At 66.5% G+C, this 20,926-nt stretch carries 14 protein-coding genes, 1 pseudogene and 1 riboswitch; of the genes and pseudogenes, 4 read left to right on the top strand and 11 right to left on the bottom strand.

Annotation, left to right across the window (positions count from 1 at the left end; genetic code table 11):
- Window positions 1–2: 2 nt before the first annotated feature.
- Window positions 3–905: a non-homologous end joining protein Ku gene (gene ku, locus ACFOLC_RS08880; RefSeq protein ID WP_386758880.1), complete on the bottom strand. Its 903-nt coding sequence runs from the start codon at window positions 903–905 to the stop codon at window positions 3–5.
- Window positions 906–1,081: 176 nt separating this feature from the next.
- On the opposite strand from ku, the gene ACFOLC_RS08875 reads away from it, so the two are divergent.
- Window positions 1,082–2,533 (top strand): amidohydrolase family protein, encoded by a 1,452-nt coding sequence (locus ACFOLC_RS08875; RefSeq protein ID WP_386758879.1) that lies wholly within the window; start codon window positions 1,082–1,084, stop codon window positions 2,531–2,533.
- A 35-nt stretch (window positions 2,534–2,568) separates the two neighbouring features.
- On the opposite strand, the gene ACFOLC_RS08870 is transcribed toward ACFOLC_RS08875, so the two are convergent.
- The 3 genes from ACFOLC_RS08870 to ACFOLC_RS08860 all read right to left on the bottom strand — a co-directional run bounded on the left by ACFOLC_RS08870 (window position 2,569) and on the right by ACFOLC_RS08860 (window position 5,306).
- Window positions 2,569–3,831 (bottom strand): multidrug effflux MFS transporter, encoded by a 1,263-nt coding sequence (locus ACFOLC_RS08870; RefSeq protein WP_386758878.1) that lies wholly within the window; start codon window positions 3,829–3,831, stop codon window positions 2,569–2,571.
- Window positions 3,832–3,997: 166 nt separating this feature from the next.
- Window positions 3,998–4,441 carry a VOC family protein gene (locus ACFOLC_RS08865; RefSeq protein ID WP_386758877.1) on the bottom strand — a complete coding sequence of 148 codons (444 nt, stop codon included), beginning with the start codon at window positions 4,439–4,441 and terminating at the stop codon, window positions 3,998–4,000.
- A gap of 97 nt (window positions 4,442–4,538) precedes the next feature.
- Window positions 4,539–5,306, bottom strand: a complete 768-nt coding sequence (locus ACFOLC_RS08860) for a hypothetical protein (protein WP_386758876.1) — start codon at window positions 5,304–5,306, stop codon at window positions 4,539–4,541.
- A gap of 234 nt (window positions 5,307–5,540) precedes the next feature.
- A riboswitch (glycine riboswitch) is annotated at window positions 5,541–5,670 on the top strand.
- 38 nt (window positions 5,671–5,708) lie between these two features.
- Between ACFOLC_RS08860 and gcvP the strand changes: the two genes are divergently transcribed.
- Window positions 5,709–8,594, top strand: a complete 2,886-nt coding sequence (gene gcvP, locus ACFOLC_RS08855) for an aminomethyl-transferring glycine dehydrogenase (RefSeq protein WP_386758875.1) — start codon at window positions 5,709–5,711, stop codon at window positions 8,592–8,594.
- Window positions 8,595–8,839: 245 nt separating this feature from the next.
- On the top strand, window positions 8,840–9,514 hold the full coding sequence (locus ACFOLC_RS08850; RefSeq protein WP_386758874.1) for a hypothetical protein: 675 nt from the start codon (window positions 8,840–8,842) through the stop codon (window positions 9,512–9,514).
- Window positions 9,515–9,633: 119 nt separating this feature from the next.
- On the opposite strand, the pseudogene ACFOLC_RS08845 reads toward ACFOLC_RS08850, so the two are convergent.
- The 3 genes and pseudogenes from ACFOLC_RS08845 to ACFOLC_RS08835 form a co-directional block, all read right to left on the bottom strand.
- Window positions 9,634–9,732: pseudogene (locus tag ACFOLC_RS08845) on the bottom strand (BON domain-containing protein); the annotation flags it as partial.
- A gap of 81 nt (window positions 9,733–9,813) precedes the next feature.
- Window positions 9,814–12,471 (bottom strand): M1 family metallopeptidase, encoded by a 2,658-nt coding sequence (locus tag ACFOLC_RS08840; RefSeq protein ID WP_386758873.1) that lies wholly within the window; start codon window positions 12,469–12,471, stop codon window positions 9,814–9,816.
- 261 nt (window positions 12,472–12,732) lie between these two features.
- Window positions 12,733–15,501: a class I SAM-dependent DNA methyltransferase gene (locus ACFOLC_RS08835; protein ID WP_386758872.1), complete on the bottom strand. Its 2,769-nt coding sequence runs from the start codon at window positions 15,499–15,501 to the stop codon at window positions 12,733–12,735.
- A gap of 291 nt (window positions 15,502–15,792) precedes the next feature.
- Between ACFOLC_RS08835 and ACFOLC_RS08830 the strand changes: the two genes are divergently transcribed.
- Window positions 15,793–16,260 (top strand): hypothetical protein, encoded by a 468-nt coding sequence (locus tag ACFOLC_RS08830; RefSeq protein WP_386758871.1) that lies wholly within the window; start codon window positions 15,793–15,795, stop codon window positions 16,258–16,260.
- Window positions 16,261–17,032: 772 nt separating this feature from the next.
- Here the strand turns inward: ACFOLC_RS08830 and ACFOLC_RS08825 are convergent.
- The 4 genes from ACFOLC_RS08825 to hflK form a co-directional block, all read right to left on the bottom strand.
- Complete coding sequence (locus ACFOLC_RS08825; protein WP_386758870.1) at window positions 17,033–18,325, bottom strand: adenylosuccinate synthase; 1,293 nt, start codon at window positions 18,323–18,325, stop codon at window positions 17,033–17,035.
- A 333-nt stretch (window positions 18,326–18,658) separates the two neighbouring features.
- On the bottom strand, window positions 18,659–18,847 hold the full coding sequence (locus ACFOLC_RS08820; protein ID WP_386758869.1) for a DUF2065 domain-containing protein: 189 nt from the start codon (window positions 18,845–18,847) through the stop codon (window positions 18,659–18,661).
- A gap of 2 nt (window positions 18,848–18,849) precedes the next feature.
- Window positions 18,850–19,713 (bottom strand): protease modulator HflC, encoded by an 864-nt coding sequence (gene hflC / locus ACFOLC_RS08815; protein WP_386758868.1) that lies wholly within the window; start codon window positions 19,711–19,713, stop codon window positions 18,850–18,852.
- Window positions 19,710–20,855 (bottom strand): FtsH protease activity modulator HflK, encoded by a 1,146-nt coding sequence (gene hflK, locus ACFOLC_RS08810; protein WP_386758867.1) that lies wholly within the window; start codon window positions 20,853–20,855, stop codon window positions 19,710–19,712. Before hflK ends, hflC begins: the two co-directional genes overlap by 4 nt.
- Window positions 20,856–20,926 lie beyond the last annotated feature (71 nt).

Below are 20,926 nucleotides of genomic sequence, written 5' to 3'. Positions count from 1 at the left end.
TGTCAGGCGGACTTCCGCGTCGTCCGTTTCTTGCTGGCGGCTTTCTTGGCCGGCGCCTTCTTGGCCGGGGCCTTGCGCGCGCTCGCCTTGGCCGGCGCCTTGCTGCCCTTCTTCTCCAGGCTGCGCTTGAGCAACTCGGCAAAATCGATGATGTTGGTAGCGGCGTTCTCCGGCACCGTTTCTTCTTCGACGCCCGGCGGGCGCACGGTCTTCCTGGATTTGACGCGCTGCTCGATGACCTTGGTCAGGCGCTCGCGGAAATCGTCCTTGTAGGAGTCCGGGTTCCACTGCGAGCTCATCGATTCGATCAGCTGCTTGGCCATGTCGACCTCGCGCGCGCTGATCTTCCACTTGTCCAGCTTGCCCTCGGGCAGCTTGTAGTCCTCGGGGTCGACCAGCTCCTGTGCAAAGCGCAGGATCACCAGCAGCAGCGCGTCGCCCTTGGGGATGACCGCGGCGAGGTACTCGCGGGTGCGGATCACCACGCGGCCGACGCCGATCTTGCCGGTACGCTTGAGCACTTCGCGCAGCAGCACGTAGCCCTTCTCGGCTTTCTTGCCGGGCTCGAGCACGTAGGGTTTCTCGAAGTACTCCGGCCCGACTGCGTCGGCATCGATGAAGGCGTCGATGTCGACCGTCTCCTTGTGGTCGGGCGCCGCCGCGGCGATGTCGGCCTCTTCGAGCACGACGTAGCTGCCCTTGTCGTACTCGAAGGCCTTGACGATCTCCTTCCACGGCACTTCCTCGCCGGTTTCGGCGTTAACGCGCTCGTAACGGATCGGCGCGTTGTCGCGGCTGTCGAGCATGCGGAAGTGCAGGTCGACGCGGCGCTCGCCGGTCATCAGCTTGACCGGGATATTCAGCAGACCGAACGACAACGTGCCGGTCCAGATCGGGCGGGCCATGGCTCCATCCTCGGGCGACAGTCATGATGGCGAACGCCTACTGTTTCCCATCCCCCGTTGCGGGACGGTGAAACTGCCTTGGAGCACAATGGCGTGTGATTCCCGGGATTACGTCTGCAGCCGTATCCCGCGGTCATCCGGCGCTGCTGTCTCAGCTACAGGCGATACAATTGGTCATGAACAAGTCACTGCTCTTTCTCACCTTGGGCGTACTGCTGGCCGGCGGCAACGCACACGCCGCCGAACGCGTCGACCTGCTGGTGCGCGATGCCACCGTAATCGATGTCATCGACGGCCAGCGCCACCCGCACCAGGCCATCGCCGTGCGTGGCGACCGCATCGTCGCGATCGTCGCCGACCGCGCCGCGAAGCGATACGAGGCCACGCAGACGCTCGACGCCAAGGGCAAGTACGCGATCCCCGGCCTGTGGGACATGCACGTCCACTTCGGCGGCGGCGAGGCGCTGATCGAGGAGAACAAGAACCTGCTGCCGCTGTACGTGGCGCACGGCATCACCGCGGTGCGCGACGCCGCCGGCGATCTCAGCCCGAGCGTGTTCGAATGGCGCGCGGCGACCGCATCCAATGCGTTGCTCGGCCCGACCATCTTCACCTCCGGGCCGAAGCTCGAAGGCTACAAGTCGATCTGGCCGGGCGATCTCGAGATCGGTTCGGTCAAGGAACTGAACGAAGCTCTCGACAAGCTGCAGGCCTGGAAGGTCGACTTCGTCAAGATCACCGACAACACCCTGTCGACCGAGTTGTTCCTGGACGCGGTCAAGGAAGCCAAGCGGCGCGGACTGAAGACCTCCGCGCACGTGCCGTTCGCACTGACCATCGACGAGGTCAGCGCCGCCGGGTTGAGTTCGATCGAACACATCGACTACGCCTTCAAGGCCGGCTCGCCGAAGGAACGCGAACTTGGTGCCGCCGTCGCGCGCGGCGAGCTGAGCAGCCGCGACGCCTGGACGCAGTTGAATGCCAGCTTCGACGAGGCCACCGCCAAGGCCGCCTACGCGCGCCTGGCGCAACGCGGCACCGCGGTCACCCCGACCCTCAACGGCAGCCAGGTCACCAGCTACCTCGACCAGGACGACCACAAGCACGACGATTACCTCAAGTACATCGGCCCCGGCCTGCAGGCGACCTACAGCTGGCGCGTGGAGCGCGCGGCCAAGGACGCCGCCGCCGCGATCGCCCGCCGCCACGAGCGCTTCGAGAAGAACGCCGCGATCCTGCCGCTGCTGCAGCAGGCCGGCGTGACCCTGCTCGCCGGCACCGACGCCGGTTTTCTCAACTCCTACAACTACCCGGGCATCGGCCTGCATCAGGAGATGGCGCTGTTCGTGCGCTACGGCCTGACCCCGCTGCAGACCCTGCAGGCGGCGACGATCAACGGCGCCCGCTTCCTCGGCCACGACGACCGCTATGGCTCGCTGGCCGTCGGCAAGGCCGCCGACCTGGTACTGCTGACCGCCGACCCGCTGAGCGACATCAACGCCACGCGCAAGATCGACACCGTCGTGCTGAAGGGCCAGGTCCATGACCGCGCCGATCTGGATGCGATGCTCGCCGACGTGGCCAAGCGCGTCGCCGCACAGCAGGCGGCGGCCAAGGCCAAGCCGTGAGCTAGCCGGCCGGTGCCTGCCGCACGGAAGCGGCGCTAGAGCGTCTCGCCCGGCACCGTGGTCGACTCGCCGCTGCACGCGGCAGCCGTGTGCGAGACGTGCGCCTCCCAGCGCCAGAACATCCAGCCCAGCGCCAGGAATGCGATCGCCACGCCGACCAGCCACAGCGAATGATCGCTGATCCACGGCGACAGCACGCCGGCAATGAACGCGTTGAGCACCAGGCTGGTGAAGGCCTGCAGCGATGAGGCCGAGCCGCGCTGGCGCGGGTACATGTCGAGGATCGACAGGGTCACGATCGGAAACACCAGGGCGATGCCGAATGCGTTGAGCGCCATCGGCAACACCGCCCACGGCACCTGCGGCACATCCGTCCACAGGTTGTAGCCCAGGTTGAGTGCCATCGCCAACGCCGAGCAGGCAAAGCCGATCGACACCAGCTTCTCGCCGCTGACCTTGCCGGCGCTGCGGCCCGACACGAACGCGCCCAGCACCATGCCGCTGATCATCGGCACGAAGAACCAGCCGAACTCGCGCTCGCTGAGCTTGAGTATGTCGAGCACGAACGCCGGCGCCGACGAGATATAGACCCACAGCGCGGCGAAATTGAATGCACTTGCCGCAGCCAACCGTTGGAAGCGCGGATTGATGACGATGGCAACGTAGTCGCGCAACAGGCGACGCGGTACCAGCGGCAGGCGAGCTTCGGGCAGGTGCGTTTCCGGCAGCACGCGCCAGACCGCGACCAGCAGCACCACCGCGAACACCACCAGGAACCAGAAGATCGCCGGCCAGTGGCTCCAACCGAGGATCCAGCCGCCGATCACCGGGGCCACCGCCGGTGCGACGCCGAAGATCATCGACACCTGGCTCATCAACCGCTGCGCATCGTCGCCGTGCAGCACGTCACGGATCACCGCACGGCCGACGATCAGGCCGACGCCGGAGGACAGGCCCTGCAGGGCGCGGAACGTCAGCAGCGTCGGCAGGTCTTTCGCCAGCGCACAACCGACCGATGCGGCAGCGAACACGATGAGCCCGCCGAGGATCACCTTGCGGCGGCCAATGGCGTCCGACAGCGGGCCGTGGACAATGCTCATCGCCGCGTAAGCCACCAGGTACACGCTGATGGTCTGCTGCATCGCCAGCTTGTCGGCGCCGAACTGCGCGCCGATCGCCGGGAAGGCCGGAAAGATCGTGTCGATCGAGAACGGCCCGAACATCGCCAGGCCGCCGAGCAGCAGGGCCAGGCGGCGGATGGAGATGGAGAGCGTGGGTGGTTTGGCGGATGTCGACATTATTAGGCCGCGACGGTCAATACGGTACGAAGAGAATCGTCATCCCCGCGTAGGCGGGGATCCATGGACGTTGCCTGGCCTTGACGACCGTGCGTCCTTGGATTCCCGCCTGCGCGGGAATGACGAGCAAAAAAGCAGGGCGGCCACTGCGCAACAGAAGGCCTTGTCAGGTCATGGCACACGCATCGGCAGGCACATCCGGCGGCCCCTTCAACTCCACCAGATTGCCTTCCGGGTCATAGAGATACTGCGACGGCCCTTCGCCTTCGGCGCCGTAGCGCGCACCGAATTCGCCGACGCGCACGCCGTGGGCTTGCAGGTGCGCAAGGATCGCCTCGCGATCGAACGGCTCGGCGCGCAGGCACAGGTGGTCCATGTTGTGCGCCTCCGCCCCCGGTGCCGCGCCGCCGTGGCGGCCGATCTTGCCGTTGACGTCGACCAGGTCGATCAGTGAATGACCGGCACGCAGCTGCACCAGACCGATCCCGTCCTGTCGGCGTTCGACGCGGCAGCCAAGCACGCCGCAGTAAAAGCCAACCATGCCGGCGACATCGCGCACGCGCAGCACGACGTGATCGAGCTGCAGCAACTGGAACGGGGGCGCGCTCATGCCATGCATCCTGCATCGATCCGGGGCGACAAGGATACGCCCCGCACTGGTACGAAACTGCCACAACGCGCCGTCGGCACTGTGCCGGCCTGGGCGATCAGCGCGCTGCCTTGGCCGAAGGGGCTGCAGGGGTCGGCCGCACCTTGTTATGCACGGCCGGTACGGTCGTCAGGCGGCCGATGCTTTCGATCGGCACCGCCTCGGCGACCTTCCGGTCGGGCCACCACAGGAACACGAACGCACTGCTGCTGCCGAGCAGGCGCGCCGCATTGGGCTGCGGCGCGGCATCGCCAGTCAATGTGACCTGCACGCGGGCCCCGGCGCGGTCTTCGCGAATCTGCCCGGCCTTCATGTCGACGTAAGCCGCCGAGGCCGCGACCAAGCCCCATAGCACCGCGAAGACGATGCCGGTTTCGTGGGCCATGCCGAGCCCCTTCCAGCGAAACCCCCGAAAGTTGCTGAAGACCAGCCGCCCCCACCATTTGCGGCGGTACTCCTCCACGCGCTCGGGATGGTCACGGCGATGGGTTTCCGGCCACGACACCAGCAGCGCAATCGCCACTGAGGTGAACAACAGGATCGCGTAGACCGGGTCGCGAAGACCGGCGACCAGGTAATCGCCGGCCTGCATGTATTCGAGGATGGGCAGGTTGAAGCCGCGATAGAACCAATAGCTCGACCACAACCCGATGAAAGACACGAAGACATAGGCCAGGGTCACCATCAGGCTGGGCTCTCGCAGCAGCCGCCGCCCGATCCGGATCACCACGGGAATGCCCGGGCTCCTTGCCGCAGGGGCGCCGGCCGGGGCCGCGGCCGATGCGCCCTCGATCACGGGCGGGCTCGGGTCCGTCTCGACATTCATTGCGTGCCCCCTGATGTGCGCCTCTCGTGCGCTCCATGGTACGGGCCGACCGGCCGAATCTGAATGGCCTCACCGGCTCCTCTCCGCCCCTCAGCCGCAAGCGGCATCGGTCTGGCCTGCGGCTATAATTGCCGGGTCAAGCACGCGGTGGGAGAAGCGGTCGGCCGGCAACGGCATGACCGCTGCCGAAGGCGCAACCGCCCGTAATCGCTCAGGCCCCATAACCGCCGCGTGCCTAACAACTCTGGAGAGACCGGCGGCCTTCATGGCGAACCGGCGCCGAAGGGGCACGAAGCGCGCAGCGAGAGCAATCTCCCTCCCCCCGCGCTTCCAAACTCTCAGGCAAAAGGACAGAGGGGCGCCCTACGTGCGGCACGCACGTCACTTTTGGACGCTCCAGCCATGACCAATGCCACGCCTTCCCTGCGCGCTCTCGAGCACCACGACGCTTTCATCGAGCGCCACATCGGCCCCAACGACGCCGAAGTCGCGCAGATGCTGCGCACGGTCGGTTACGACTCGCTGGAGGCGATGACCGACGCCATCGTCCCCGGCAGCATCAAGTCGGCCGCGCCGCTGGCATTGCCGGCCGCCATGACCGAGGTCGAGGCGCTGGCCAAGATCCGCGTCATCGCCGACAAGAACCAGGTGTTCCGCAGCTTCATCGGCCAGGGCTATTACGGCACCCACACGCCCAACGTGATCCTGCGCAACATCCTCGAGAACCCGGCCTGGTACACCGCCTATACGCCGTACCAGGCGGAGATCTCGCAGGGCCGCATGGAAGCGCTGATCAACTTCCAGACGATGTGCGCCGACCTCACCGGCATGGAGATCGCCAACGCCTCGCTGCTCGACGAGGCCACCGCCGCTGCCGAGGCGATGACCCTGGCCAAGCGATCGGCCAAGTCGAAGTCGAACGTGTTCTTCGCCTCCAATGCAGTGCACCCGCAGACGCTGGAACTGCTGCGCACCCGCGCCGAGCCGCTGGGCATCGAGCTGGTCATCGCCGACGACAGCGAGGCCGCCAGCATCGACAGCTTCGGCGTGCTGCTGCAGTACCCCAACACGTTCGGCCAGCTCTCACTCGGTAACGGCGGCGACTACCAGGCGCTGACCGATTCCGTGCACGCCCGCGGCGGCGTGGTCGCCGTCGCCACCGACCTGCTCGCGCTGACCCTGATCGCCGCGCCCGGCGAATGGGGCGCCGACATCGTCGTCGGCAACACCCAGCGCTTCGGCGTGCCGTTCGGTTTCGGCGGCCCGCACGCGGCCTTCATGGCCTGTCGCGACGCCTACAAGCGCTCGATGCCGGGCCGCCTGATCGGCGTCTCGGTCGATGCCGAAGGCAAGCCGGCCTACCGCCTGACGCTGCAGACGCGCGAGCAGCACATCCGCCGCGAGAAGGCCACCAGCAACATCTGCACCGCACAGGTGCTGTTGGCGGTGATGGCATCGATGTACGCCGTTTACCACGGCCCGGACGGCCTGACCCGCATCGCCCGCCGCACCCACCGCCTGGCCGCGATCCTGGCCGGCGCGCTGCGCCAGGCCGGCGTCACCGTCGGCCCGGACTTCTTCGACACCCTGCACGTGGTCGATGTCGACGCCGACGCCATCCACGCCCAGGCCGTCGCCGCGCGCATCAACCTGCGCCGCATCGACGGCAAGAGCCTGGGCATCAGCCTGGATGAAACCACCACGCGCGAAGACGTGGTCGCCATCGCCGCGCTGTTCGGTGCAACCATCACCGACATCGACGCGCTCGACTCGGCCACGACCGATGCCCTGCCGGCCGGCCTCAAGCGCGCCAGCGCGTTCCTGACCCATCCGGTGTTCAACACCCACCACAGCGAGCACGAGTTGCTGCGCTACATGCGTGCGCTGGCCGACAAGGACCTGGCGATGGATCGCACCATGATCCCGCTGGGCAGCTGCACCATGAAGCTCAACGCCACCGCCGAGATGATCCCGGTGACGTGGCCGGAGTTCGGCAACATCCATCCGCTGGCGCCGGCCGCGCAGGCGACGGGCTACAAGGAGCTGATCGACGGCCTGGAAGCGATGCTGGTCGAGTGCACCGGCTACGACGCGGTCAGCCTGCAACCCAACTCCGGCGCGCAGGGCGAATACGCCGGCCTGCTCGCGATCCGTGCCTACCATCGCTCGCGCGACGAGGCCCATCGCGACATCTGTCTGATCCCGGAATCGGCGCACGGCACCAACCCGGCCTCGGCGCAGATGTGCGGCATGCAGGTCGTGGTGACCAAGTGCGACGCCAACGGCAACGTCGATGTCGAAGACATCCAGCGCGCGGCTGAAAAGTACAGCGCGCGCCTGGCCGCGCTGATGATCACCTACCCGTCCACGCACGGCGTGTTCGAGGAAGACATCGTCAAGATCTGTGAGATCGTCCATGCCCACGGTGGCCAGGTGTACACCGACGGCGCCAACATGAACGCCCTCGTCGGCGTCGCCAAGCCGGGCAAGTGGGGTTCGGACGTGTCGCACCTCAACCTGCACAAGACCTTCTGCATCCCGCACGGCGGCGGCGGCCCGGGTGTTGGTCCGTGCGCGGTGAAGTCGCACCTGGCGCCGTTCCTGCCGCGCACGCTCGGCGGCGAAGGTGCGGTCGGCATGGTCAGCGCGGCCAGCTTCGGTTCGGCCTCGATCCTGCCGATCAGCTGGATGTACATCACGATGATGGGCAGCGCCGGCCTGCGCCGCGCGACGCAGGTGGCCCTGCTCAACGCCAACTACATCGCCACGCGCCTGGCCCCGCACTACGAGACGCTCTATACGGGCCGCAACGGCCTGGTCGCGCACGAGTGCATCCTCGATCTGCGCCCGCTCAAGGACGCCACCGGCATCGGTGCCGAGGACGTGGCCAAGCGCCTGATCGACTTCGGCTTCCACGCCCCGACGCTGAGCTTCCCGGTCGCCGGCACACTGATGGTGGAGCCGACCGAGAGCGAGTCGCTGCACGAACTCGACCGTTTCATCGACGCGATGATCCAGATCCGCGACGAGATCCGCGCGATCGAGGACGGCAAGCTCGACCGCGAGGACAACCCGCTCAAGCACGCCCCGCACACCGCCACCGCGGTCAGCGCCAGTGAGTGGACCCACGCCTACCCGCGCGAGCTGGCCGCCTTCCCGCTGCCGAGCCTCAAGCAGCAGAAGTACTGGCCGCCGGTCGCCCGCGTCGACAACGTCTATGGCGATAAAAACGTCATGTGCGCCTGCATCCCGGTGGATGCATACAAGGACGACCCCGTCGAGGCGTAAGCACCGCGCGATCGACCCAGAAGAGGCCCCGCGATTGCGGGGCCCTTTTTTTGTCCGTCATCCCGCGTAGGCGGGGGCGATGTGCCGCTGCTTGCGAGCCACTGGTTCGCGCGGCGCTGAGCGCCATCGGGCTATGCCCGGTGGCCAGGGATCGAAGATCCATGGACGTTCGCTCTGCTCGTGAACACCCGTTGCGATCACTCTGCTACTGTCCCTCCCATCCGCCCTCTTCGCAGCGATGACGCATGGACTTCTTGAAGATCATGAAGTCGTTCGAGGAATTCCTCTACGAGGCCGTGACTTGGCTGGTGTTCTTTCCTCGGACCCTGTGGCGGGTGGTCCGCCATCCGCAACGGATGGCGCGCTATGCCGACGACGAACTGGGCGACCCGCTGCGCAGCCAGTTCAGCGACGCGCTCAGTCCACCGCTGTTCCTGGTGCTGGCGGTGCTGTTGGCGCATGCCCTTGAGATCGCCATGCATGCAACGATGCCGGTGACCGTCAACGAACTGTCCCGCACAGTGTTCGGCTCGCAGCAGAACCTGCTGATCTACCGTGCGATCACCTTCGGCATCTGGCCGCTGATCGCTACCGTGTACCTGCTCCACCGCACTCGCACGCCGCTCGACCGCGAGACCATGCGGCGTCCGTTCTACGTGCAGTGCTACCTGGCCGCGCCATTCGCGATCGCCCTGTCCAGCGGCACGGTGTTCGTGCGCCTAAAGGACCCGACGACGCAGTTGGCCGGCCTTTTCATCATGGCGGTGGCCTGCCTCTGGTATGTGTGCGTGCAGGCACACAGGTTCCGCCTGATCCTGCAGCTGCCATGGTGGCGTGCGGTCAGCGCGACCCTGCTGGTGCTGATACTGGGTATGGTGATCAACACCCTGATCGCGGTGGTGCTGCTGTCGCCCGGCTAGGGCATCTGCGGGTCAACAACTTGCTGGCCGTTGCATCACGGACGCGAGCACTCCATGAAAAAGGTTCCGCATTGCGGGCTGTCTTCTGGCGTACATGCATAGCTGCGCTATTGCCTCATTCACTTGCCGGCGACCAGCAACGCGGTTGCGTCAACGTTCTTCACGCCCTTGATCTTCGTGGCGACCGCGACGGCCTTGTCGGCGTGGGCCTTGCTGTCGACCGTGCCCGTCGATCAAGCTCGCAGAAACAAAAGGCTCCGAACAGGAGCCTTTTGTTTCGTGCAGCGGGCCGGATCACCTCAGCCGCGGTTCTTCTTCAGCCACATATCTATTTCCGGCAGCTGCTCGTCACGCACCTTGCGGCGATAGACGATGTTGGCGATTGCCGTGTCGGCAGCGCGGCGCGAACCGGCGGCGATATGCGCATCGGCGTAGGCGGTGATCTTGTCGATCATCGCCGCATCCAGCGAATTTCCAGCCAGCCCCGGGTAGTAGCGGCTCAGCGAGGTGGTGTCGACCTTGGTGTCGACTTGCTCGCGGTGCGCCACGGCGTAGTCGAATGCCAGGTCGGGATGGTGCCAGGCGACCGCCGAGATCATGCGGGCGCTGTTGGTCTCGCCGGGTTCCGCGGTCAGCGCCAGCTCCAACGCGCGTCGCGCCAGCTTCGGGTCTTCCGCCGATGACAGCAGTGCGTAGTACTGGTCCTTCACCAGTGGGGTCTTCTCGGCCTTCGCCGCGGCGTGCAGTCGCTCCCAGGTCGCGGCGTCGGCGTGTGCCGCCACCACGCCCAGGATGGTCTTGCGCAGCGCCGCCGGCATAGCAGCGGCGTCGTTCGCGCTGGCCGCATAACGCCGTTGCGCCTCGGCGACGACCGCGCGGTCGCCCAACGACGACAACGCGTCGATCAGTTGCATGCGCAGGATCGCGACCGGGCCGGCCTCATCGGCCTTCGCCTCCCAACCCACCCGCGCGAATGCCGGCGCCAGCGTAGCCACCGCGAACTTGCGAAACCGGGCCTGGCGCGCGGCATCGCCCCGGTAATAGGCGTCGAGGCCCTGCAGGTTGTCGGCAATGCCGCCCCATAGCTTCGGGTCAGCATCGAGCGGCGTGGCCGCGGCGAGGTCCAGGTAATCCGACGCCGGCCGCAGGCCGGCCATGCCCAGTGCCCAGGCATCGCCCATCAGGCCGAGCTGGTCGATCGGCGCGAGCGTGGCGAAGCCGTCGCGGATCGCATCGAACTGCGGCTGCGCGTACAGCGTGCGGTAGTAACCGCTCTGGCCGGCATTGACGATCACCGGGCCGCAACCGGCAACGTCGAGCACACCGGCGCCGCCCTCCACCACCGTGCGCGCCGGCGCGCTGCCCGCGACCTGCGCAATCACCGGCACGCGCCACGTCAATGGCTGCTTGTCAGGACGGTCTTTGGTGAACTCGCCCTGGCTCAGCTTCAACGTGGTCTTGCCGGCATTGCAGGTTGCCGATTCCACGCGGATCAGCGGAACGCCCGGCTGCAGGGTGAAGTCGTGGGCGATATCGAGGATTGGTTTGCCCGCCGCGGCCTGCACCTGCCGCCACAGATCGTCCGACACGGTGTTGCCGTACGCATGTTCTTTCATGTAACGACGCACGCCCTCGCGCCAGGCGTCCTCGCCGACGAAACCCTCGAGCATGCGGATGACCGCGCCTCCCTTGGAATAGGTGATCGCGTCGAAGGCCTGGCTGGCCTGCTCCACCGTTTCCACGTGCTGCACCACCGGGTGCGTGGAAGCGACCGCATCGCGACCCATCGCGGCCTCGCGCCCGCCCACCGCGTTGAGCTGCGTGTTCCATTCCGGGTGCAGCTTGGCCGTGGTGCGACCCGCCATCCAGGTGGCGAAACCCTCGTTGAGCCACAGGTCGTCCCACCAGCTCATCGTCACCAGGTTGCCAAACCACTGGTGCGCGATCTCGTGCGCGGCGACCGCGTACACGCGCTGCTTGTCCGATTGCGTGGAGATGCTTGGATCGAGCAGCAGCGTGTGCTCGAAGGTGAAGATCGCGCCCCAGTTCTCCATCGCGCCGAAGAACTGGCTGCTGCCCGGCGAGGCCACGTTGTCGAGCTTGGGCAGCGGATACGGGACGCCGAAGTAGTCGTTGTACTCGCGCAGCACATCGACCGTGGACTCCAGCGCGAACTTGGCCTGGTCGATCAATCCGGTCTGGGCGACGACGCCGACCTCGGTGGCTCCGGCCTGCAGCGTCGCGCGCTCGAAATCACCGAGGCTGAAGAACAGCAGGTAGGTGGACATCCTGGGCGACTGCGCGAACTTGACGCGCTTGCTGCCGTTGCCCAGGTCGGTGGTCTCCACCACCGGCATGTTGCTCACCGTCATCTGGCTCGACGGCACGGTCGCGGTCAGGGCGAAGGTCGCCTTGTAGCTGGGCTCGTCCCACGACGGCACGAACTTGCGCGCGTCGGAGTTCTCGAACTGCGTGTACAGCGCGCGCTTCTTGCCGGCCTTGCTGTCGTAGTCGATCGCGAACAGGCCGTTGGCCTGCGTGCCGATCTTTCCCGTGTAATCGGTGGCCAGCGTGTAGCGGCCCGGAGCCAGCGCCCGCTCGAAGGCGAAGGTCGCGGTCTGCGTCTTGGCATCGGTGGACACCTTCGGCGCCATCGGCACGGCGCGCGAGCCCGCGGCGGCCAATGACGTGTTGGCGAAGGCCATGTCAACCGCGTGCAGGGTGATCGACGTCGTCGGCTGCAGCACCTCCAGGGTGATCGCCACGTGGCCATCAAAACTCATCGATTGCGCATTCGGCACCACTGCCACGTCGTAGTGCACGGGCCGCACGCTGCGCGGCAGCTGCGTGGTGGGCAGCGCGGCAGAGCCGGCCGCAGGGGCCGTTGTCCCGGCCACGGCGGTCACGCAACCACCGGCCAGAACCAGAGCAATGGCAGAAACCAGTAAACGACGCATGACGCCCCCTCATAGTCGATGGCCCTCGGGCCGGAGGCCGATGTTCCCCATCGGCCAGTCAATGGAATCAGGCGCAACCGCCCTCCCCCATGCACCTTGCCAGACCATCGCTGTGCCGGTCATGTGCACATGGTCCCTGGCCACCGGTGTCGGCGCTGATGCCCCACAAAATTTGAAACGGGTCACATCCAGCGGCCCGCTTGTGCGTCGGCAGCCATCGCGCAGGCGGGACAGCCATCCCGTGTACGTTGTACAGGCCGGTCAGGGCGAGGCCGGGGTGCGCGGTCTGCGTGCCGCCTTTGGCTTGACCGCGGGCAGCAACGAGGTCAGCTTCTGGTAGCGCTCGAACAGGAAGGCGACGCGTTCAGCGTCGGTCTTGAACACGCGCTTGCCGTAGGCGGCATCGACCGCGCGGTCGAGCGCCTGGTGGGCCTTGACCAGCGCCGGCGGCATCGTGGTCGGGTCGTAGAGGTCGGCCAGGGTGCTGCCGGGGAATGCGGCACGCGCGTCGAGCACGGCCTGGGCGTCTTGCTCAATCGCTTCGCCTTGCTTGTCGCTGGGCGAGTCAGGCCAAGGGAAGTTGTTGTAGACGATGGTGTTGGAATACTGATAGTCGCTTTTCATGCGTCCACCTGTAGCCCGCATCCAAGCCATGTGCATGACGGAACTCAAAACTCCGAAGTGATAAAGCCCGGCATCGGGAACTACCTGCAAGCTGCCTGTCGCAATGTCATCCGCCGTGAGAAATCCGATGGGTAGATAGTCCCGTCTTTCCGAGGACACCTTGGGTATAGCCAAGTACGAGGCTGTTGGCTGCCGGTTCTCAGAGAAAACGGACGGGCGGGCGGCCCACTCTTTTGTACGCGCCTTGTCGCTCGCAGCTCGCCCGTGCCTCACGCGTTCGACGCGCTCGAGCACTGGCGGCATAGCACGCAGCTCCATTGGTGATATCCCTTCCAGCCATAAACACCAACGTTCATTGCCGTTGATCAATTCTTCGGAACCGTAAACCCGTTTTGTCCATTTACTCGCTGCAGGGCAACTACGAAGAAGATCGGAACGTTCTTCGCCATTTAAGAACAAATATCCGAAGTCAGTCGCTTCACTACCTTTAGTGATCTCGGGGACCCGAGACAACGGCCGGATTCGACGCGTAATCACCACCTCGGGGCCATCCTGCAAGTACGCATTAATGCGGGCTGCGGAGAGCTCAAGTGGTTCTCCCGACTGATTCGCGTAAACAAAAAGACGGGCCCGCTCCGGAGCTAGCGATGCGAACCCGATGATCACGCAATGAACCGCAGCATTCTTTCGCGCCTCGTTGCTCCACTTGAAAGTCTGATGCGCAAACTGGATGTGCATTCCGCGCCGATACAGCTCGGTCCAAAGCACACCGACTTGTTCACCTTGCGTGATCGAATTTGTTGACACAAAGGCGCATCGGCAGTATCCCCCCCCCGTAATCTCAGCAGCTTTGAGATACCAGGCCGCGACGAAGTCCAACACGCCCGCGCCTTTCACGCCCGCAAATACTCGCGCCATATCTGCCTTCTGCGCGGCGCTCTGTTCCTTCTTCCCCACGAACGGCGGATTGCCGAGGATGTAATCCAGCTCCGCCGCCGGCACCACGTCATTCCAATCAATCCGCAACGCATTGCCGTGCACGATCGTCGCCGACTTCTTCAGCGGCAGGCGCTCGAACGGGTTGCCGAACAGTTCGCTGACACGCAGATTGACCTGATGGTCCACCAGCCACAGCGCCAGCTGGGCGATCTGTGCGGGGAACTCCTCGATCTCGATGCCGTAGAACTGGTCGACGTTGCACTTGATCAGCAGGCGCGGGTCGGTGATCTGGCCGGCTTCCTGGTCCTTCTCGTACAAGGCCAGGATCACGTCGAGTTCGAGCAGGCGCAGTTCGCGGTAGGCAATGACAAGGAAGTTGCCGCAGCCGCAGGCCGGGTCGAGGAAGGTCAGCGCCGCCAGCTTCTCGTGGAACTCGTGCAGCTTGGCGCGGCTGTTTTTCACCTTGGCGAACTCGGCCCGCAGCCCGTCGAGGAACAGCGGCCCGATCAGTTTGAGGATGTTCTTCTCGCTGGTGTAGTGCGCGCCCAGGTTGCGCCGCGCCTTCTCGTCCATGATCGACTGGAACAGCGCGCCGAAGATGGCCGGGCTGATCTCGCTCCAGTCCAGCCCGGCGGCATCGAGCAGGCGCTCGCGCATGGTGGCGTCGAACGCGGCCGGCGGCAGCGGTTCGGCGAACAACTTGCCGTTGACGTAGGGGAAGCCGGCCAGTTGCTCGTCCAGGGTCTTCTGGCGCGCGTCCTCGGCAGTGTTGAGCACATGGAACAGCGCGCTGAGCTGCGCGCCCAGATCGCTACCATCGTCGGCGGTGCGTTGCTCGATGAAGTCCTGGAAGCGGCGACGCGGCTCGAAGATGCCGGTGTCTTCAGCGAACAGGCAGAACAGCACGCGCACCAGCAGCATCTCCAGTGTATGGCCGCTGTAGCCACTGCTCTTGAGCGCATCGTGCAGCTTGCCCATGCGCTCGGCGGCCTTGATGTTGGCCGGGTCCTCGTCCTTGAACGCGCGGCTCTGGTAGCCGGCGATGAAGCCGAACAGACGCACGTGGCGGTGCAGCTCCTTCAGCGGGAAGTCGTGCTGCTCGCCGGATTCCAGGTCGTAGAGACGGAAGCGGGCGAAGTCGGAGACCAGCACGTAGCGCGGCAGGTCGCGGTCCTTCAAACCGGGGAAATAGTCGCGCGCCTGCGAGGCGGCGCGGTCGAGATCCTTGCCGCGCGATTTGTGCTCGACCAGCAGGATGCCCTTCCACAGCAGGTCGATGAAGCCGCCACTGCCGTCGTTGCGCTTGACCGGCACCTCGAAGCTGGCGATGCGCCGGCGATTGACCCCGAACACCTCGAAGAAGGCGTCCCAGAAGGTCTTGGCTTCGGCGTCTTCGGACGACTCGCCCTCCCACTCCTTGGAAAAGGCGATGGCGCGGGTCTTGATCTCGTTCCAGCTCAGCGGCACACGTCGCTCCCCTAATCACAGCGAGTTGGCAGGATACGACAGGCGGTCACGGCGCCAACGCCCGGCACGCGACCTGATGCGGGGCTGTGGTCCGGCAACCAAGGGGGAGCGCGCCGAGCCGGGGCTCGCCCCAACCGCCAAATCTGGCAAACTCCACCCCGCTCCAGTCGCCGGCCTGCGGTCGGTCACGGACCACACGCCACAGGGAACGCGGCGGGGCATCACCGGTCGGTTGCAGGCTCGCGATGGCGGGCACGCCGGCCTCTCACACGGAACGCAAAGGAGATTGCAGTGAGCCAAAACCTTCTATCCCTCACCCTGACCGGCGACCAGCTGATGGCGATCGACCAGGCCCTGGCCGCACTCGAAACCCAGCTGGCGGGATTGATCTCGCTGGACGGCGACGAGCGGCGCAGCCTGGCGCGCATGGGCGACAAGTCCGAGGCCTTCTGCCGGCAGGCGCTCAACGTGCTGGCGCAGAACCCGCAGGTGGTGCCGCCCAGCCTGGACCTGGCCGAGGCGCAGGCCGACCTGGCCGCGATCGACGTGCTGCGCCCGCGCCTGCAGCGGTTGCAGCGACTGACCGAGCGCGCCAACGACACCGAGATCGCGCTGGGCAGCGACGTGATGAGCTGCGCGCTGGAGGGCTATGCGCTGCTCAAGGTGTCGGGCAGGAACCAGGGCCTGGAGGGGCTGCGCAAGGAACTGTCGTCGCGGTTCGCCAAGGCGCCGCGGCCGGTGGCGCCGGTGTCGGGGTGATCGTCAGCGCGGTTGGCAGGTAGGGGGACTGCAGGTTTCTGGCTTCGTTGGCCCTCTCCCCAACCCCTCTCCCATCGGGAGAGGGGCTTGAAGGGCAAAAAGCCGCAGCGATGCGGCTTTTTGCTTTTCGGATGCCAGAAAATGCGGCGGGGTTGCCACGGGTGACGGCGCGCATGCCGGTCGGCGCTGCTGCGCGGCCGAAACAAGCGACGGTGTTGCCACCATGAGCGGCGCCCTTGCCGCTCATGGCGGCAACGATGGCGAAAAAAGCGACACGCGCGCCCATCGAAGGCGGCATCGCTGCCGTGTCGGGGGACCGCGTCGCCGCTCATGGCGGCGAGGTCGGCGCTGGATGTAGGAGCGGCTTCAGCCGCGAGCTCTACGTTGGATGTCGAGGTAATGCGGCCTGGCCGGGAATGGCATACGGAGGCTCGCGGCTGAAGCCGCTCCTACATAAGGGCCGCGGTCCATCGTCGTCCTGCTGGCCGGCACCTGACCCGTCATGACCCGCTTCCGGCGCTTCGCGCCATCTTCTCCTGGTGGGAGGACGATGCAGGAGCAGCTTCAGCCGCGAGCTCTACGTTGGGTGTCGGGGTAATGCGGCCTGGCCGGGAATGGCATGCGGAAGCTCGCGGCTGAAGCCGCTCCTACAGAAAAAGGGCCACGGCGCGTCATCGTCCTGCTGGCCGGCAAACGAAAAGGCCCCGCATCGCGGGGCCTTTTGATAGGCGCGTCATCCCCGCTTTCGCGCGGGGATGACGCGCGAGGGCGCTTACGCCCAGGGATCGCGCAGGGTCATCGTCGCTTCGCGGCCGGGGCCGGTGGAGACCATCGCCAGCGGGCAGCCCGAGAGTTCTTCCAGCGCGCGCAGGTAGGCGCGGGCGGCGGCGGGCAGCTTGTCCCATTCGGTGATGCCGGCGGTGGATTCCTCCCAGCCCGGGAACTCCAGGTACACCGGCTCGCACTCGTCCCAGCCCTGGGCGTCGAGCGGGGCGTACTCGCTCTGCTTGCCGTGGTACTTGTAGGCCACGCACATCTTCAGCGACGGCATGCCGTCGAGGATGTCGAGCTTGGTGATGCACAGGCCGTTGATGCCGTTGATCGCGACGGCGCGCTTGAGCGCGACGATGTCGATCCAGCCGCAGCGGCGCGGGCGGCCGGTGGAGGCGCCGTACTCGGCGCCGCGGTCGCGGATGCCCTGGCCGATCTCGTCGTTGAGTTCGGTCGGGAACGGGCCGCCGCCGACGCGGGTGGCGTAGGCCTTGCAGATGCCAAGCACGTAGTCGATCGCCTCGACGCCGACGCCGGTGCCGGCGAGCGCGCCGCCGACGGTGGTGTTGCTGGACGTGACGTACGGATAGGTGCCGTGGTCGATATCGAGCAGCGCGCCCTGCGCGCCTTCGAACAGCACGCGCTTGCCCTGCTTGCGCAGGTCATGAAGGATGCCGGCGACGTCGGACTTCATCGGCTGCACGTACTCGCCGAATTCCAGCGCCTCGTCAAAGGTCTGCTGGAAGTCGACGGCGTCGGCGCCCAGGTACTTGGTCAGCACGAAGTTGTGGTAGTCCAGCGCGGTGCGCAGCAGTTCTTCGAGCTGCTTGGGGTAATGCAGGTCGGCGACGCGGATGCCGCGACGGGCGACCTTGTCTTCGTAGGCCGGGCCGATGCCACGGCCGGTGGTGCCGATGGCCTTGCCGCCGGCGGCCTTCTCGCGGGCCTGATCCAGGGCGATGTGGTACGGCATGATCAGCGGTGTGGCCGGGCTGATCTTCAGGCGCGAACGCACGTCGACGCCGGTGGCTTCGAGCTCGGCGATTTCCTTCTTGAGCGCGGCCGGGCTGAGCACCACGCCGTTGCCGATCAGGCACAGCGCGTCGTCGCGCAGGATGCCGGACGGGATCAGGTGCAGGACGGTCTTCTTGCCGTTGATGACCAGGGTGTGGCCGGCGTTGTGGCCGCCCTGGAAGCGCACGACCGCACCGATTTCCTCGGTCAGCAGATCGACGATCTTGCCCTTGCCTTCATCGCCCCATTGGGCACCGAGAACGACGACTGACTGACCCATTACGCTTTACTCCAGCTGCATATCGTAGGAGCGGCTTCAGCCGCGACCCGTGCGACGCCGTGGGTCGCGGCTGAAGCCGCTCCTACGGAGCCCTGACACGGAAAAAGCCGAAGGGACGGCCCCTCCGGCTTTTGTGCATTATCCGGGTTTTAGGGGGGTGTAACCACCCCGGCGTGGTGAGCGGACAGATTCGGCTCAGCCGCGCCCGCCGCGGCATGCCGAACCCGGCCACCGGCACGCGGGTGATCGCTGCCGGCGGCCCAGACAAACGTCGCTGGGTCCCCGCCTTCGCGGGGATGACGGCGCGAGATTGTTCATGTGTGCGAGAGCCGGCTACTGGCGCACCCACCACAGCGAGACCAGACCGAGGCCGGCCACGACCGCACCGACCACGCGCAGCTGCCGGTTGGGCATCGCGTGCATCTGTTCGATCGCGCGCTTCCAGCCGCCTGGCGCCACGAACAGGAACAGCCCCTCCAGCACCGCGACCAGGCACAGTGCCGAGACCAGCTCCAGCGCCATGCTCAGCGGTCGGACTTGAGGTACTGCAGGAACGGGTCGTCGCGGTCGAGCACGATCACGCCCTCGCCGTCGGCGAACGACTTGCGGTAGGCCTCGAGGCTGCGCTGGAACGCGTAGAACGCCGGGTCCTTGTTCGCCGCCTGGGCGTAGGCGCGCGCGGCGGTGGCATCGCCCTCACCGCGCAGGCGCTGGGCGTCGCGCTCGGCCTCGGCCACGATCACCGCCTGCTCGCGGTCGGCCTGGGCACGCACGGTCTGCGCCTGCTCGGCGCCTTCCGCACGCAGGCGGCTGGCCACCTGCTGGCGCTGCGCGCGCATGCGACGGTAGACGTCCTGGATGACCTGGCTGTCGGTGGGCAGGTCGATCTGCTTGATGCGCAGGTCGATGATCTGCACGCCCATGGTCGCGGCACCCTCGTTGATCGACGTGAGCTGCGGGCCGATCACCTCGGTGCGCGAGCCCGACACCACCTGCGACAGCGTGCGCGCGTTGATCTCGTTGCGCAGCGAGTCCTTGATGATCGGCGCCAGGCGCTGCACGGCGACGGATTCGTCACCGCCGGTGGCGCGGTAGAACGCGCGCACGTCCTTGATCATGCCCACGGCGAAGAAGTCGACGCTGACGTCCTTGCGCTCGGAGGTCAGGTAGCGCTCGGGTTCGGCGTCGAGCACCTGCAGGCGGCGGTCGAACACGCGCGCGGTCTCGACCAATGGCCACTTGAAGTGCAGGCCGGCACCGATGTCGCTGCGCGAGACGCGACCCAGGTTGAGCACCATCGCGGTCTGGCCTTCACGCACCACGAAGACCGAGCCCAGCAGGGCCAGCAAGACCGCTACCACGGTCGCGATCCAGAACGAGAATCTCATCGGGTGACCTCCTCACGGCCAGTCGGACGTGGCGTGCGGCCAGTGCGGCCGGCCTGCTCGGCCTGTTGTTGTTCGATGGCGGTGACGGTCGGCGCCAGGCTTTCCGGCAACAACCCGGACGTGCCCCCCCCGCTGCTCGCGCCACCCTTGTTCTGCATCGGCACGTAGATCAGCTGGCGCGAATCGCCACCGACGATCTTGCGGTTGTCGGTGAGCACTTCCTGCACCGACTCCAGCCACAGGCGCTTGCGGGTGACTTCCGGCGCCAGCTTGTACTGGTCGACCAGCAGCGAGAAGCGGTCGGCGTCGCCCTGGGCGCGCGCGACCGTGGCGGTCTTGTAACCCTCGGCGACGGTGCGCACGCGCGCGGCCTGGCCGCGGGCTTCCGGCACCACCTGCGCGGCGTAGGCGCGGGCCTCGCTGATCAGGCGGTCCTTGTCCTGCTGGGCGCTGTTGACGTCGTCGAAGGCCGGCTTGACCTCTTCCGGCGGGCGCGCGTTGGGCAGGTTGAGTTCGGTGACGACCAGGCCGGTGCGGTAGGCGTCCAGCGATTTCTGCAGCTGCACGCGCGCCGACACCGCCAGCGCGCTGCGGGCGCCCAGCACGGTGTCGAGCGTGGAGCGGCCGACCTGCTCGCGCACGGTGCTCAGCGCCGCCTGCTGCAGCATCTGGTCGCCGTCGCGAGTGCCGAACACGTAACGGCGCGGGTCGCTGACGCGGTACTGCACGTTGATTTCGACCTGCACGATGTTCTCGTCGGCGGTGAGCACCGGCACGTTGTCGCTGAAGGTCTTGATCTGGGTGGCGTTGACCTTGATCACGCGCTCGATCGGCCACGGCGCCTTGAGGTGCGGGCCCGGCTGCAGCACGCGCGCGAACTGGCCGAAGCGCAGCACCACGCCGCGCTCCTGCTCGGTCACCAGCACGAAGCAGTTGAATACCAGCCACAGGCCGAACACGAGCGCGATCCAGCGCAGGATGCTGTTGCCACCACCCGCACCGCCGCCGAGGCTGCCGAACAGGTTGCGCAAGGGATCGAGCAATGCATCCAGGCCGCGGCCATTGGGTTTGCGCTGCCGCGGCGACCGACCGTTGGGGTCGGAACCGCCGGAATTGTCACTGCCGGGGGTGTTCCAGGCCATGCCTGCTCCAAGATGGGAAACGCACCCGCGTTCAGGCGGGCATCCGTCGATTCTAGGTGGGGGCCCTCACG

This window comes from Lysobacter cavernae, from assembly GCF_042648505.1.
Classification (GTDB): Bacteria; Pseudomonadota; Gammaproteobacteria; order Xanthomonadales; family Xanthomonadaceae; genus Lysobacter_L; species Lysobacter_L cavernae.
Note: the sequence above shows the minus strand (reverse complement) of the source record. Positions and strands in the feature narration are given on the sequence as shown.

Coding starts and splice junctions, on each gene's coding strand:
- ACFOLC_RS08820 (WP_386758869.1), bottom strand. CDS start 18,847: ATGGCGCTGGAGCTGGTCTCGGCACTGTGCCTGGTCGCGGTGCTGGAG.
- gcvP (WP_386758875.1), top strand. CDS start 5,709: ATGACCAATGCCACGCCTTCCCTGCGCGCTCTCGAGCACCACGACGCT.
- ACFOLC_RS08870 (WP_386758878.1), bottom strand. CDS start 3,831: ATGTCGACATCCGCCAAACCACCCACGCTCTCCATCTCCATCCGCCGC.
- ACFOLC_RS08875 (WP_386758879.1), top strand. CDS start 1,082: ATGAACAAGTCACTGCTCTTTCTCACCTTGGGCGTACTGCTGGCCGGC.
- ACFOLC_RS08860 (WP_386758876.1), bottom strand. CDS start 5,306: ATGAATGTCGAGACGGACCCGAGCCCGCCCGTGATCGAGGGCGCATCG.
- ACFOLC_RS08850 (WP_386758874.1), top strand. CDS start 8,840: ATGGACTTCTTGAAGATCATGAAGTCGTTCGAGGAATTCCTCTACGAG.
- ACFOLC_RS08825 (WP_386758870.1), bottom strand. CDS start 18,325: ATGGGTCAGTCAGTCGTCGTTCTCGGTGCCCAATGGGGCGATGAAGGC.
- hflC (WP_386758868.1), bottom strand. CDS start 19,713: ATGAGATTCTCGTTCTGGATCGCGACCGTGGTAGCGGTCTTGCTGGCC.
- hflK (WP_386758867.1), bottom strand. CDS start 20,855: ATGGCCTGGAACACCCCCGGCAGTGACAATTCCGGCGGTTCCGACCCC.
- ACFOLC_RS08865 (WP_386758877.1), bottom strand. CDS start 4,441: ATGAGCGCGCCCCCGTTCCAGTTGCTGCAGCTCGATCACGTCGTGCTG.
- ACFOLC_RS08840 (WP_386758873.1), bottom strand. CDS start 12,471: ATGCGTCGTTTACTGGTTTCTGCCATTGCTCTGGTTCTGGCCGGTGGT.
- ku (WP_386758880.1), bottom strand. CDS start 905: ATGGCCCGCCCGATCTGGACCGGCACGTTGTCGTTCGGTCTGCTGAAT.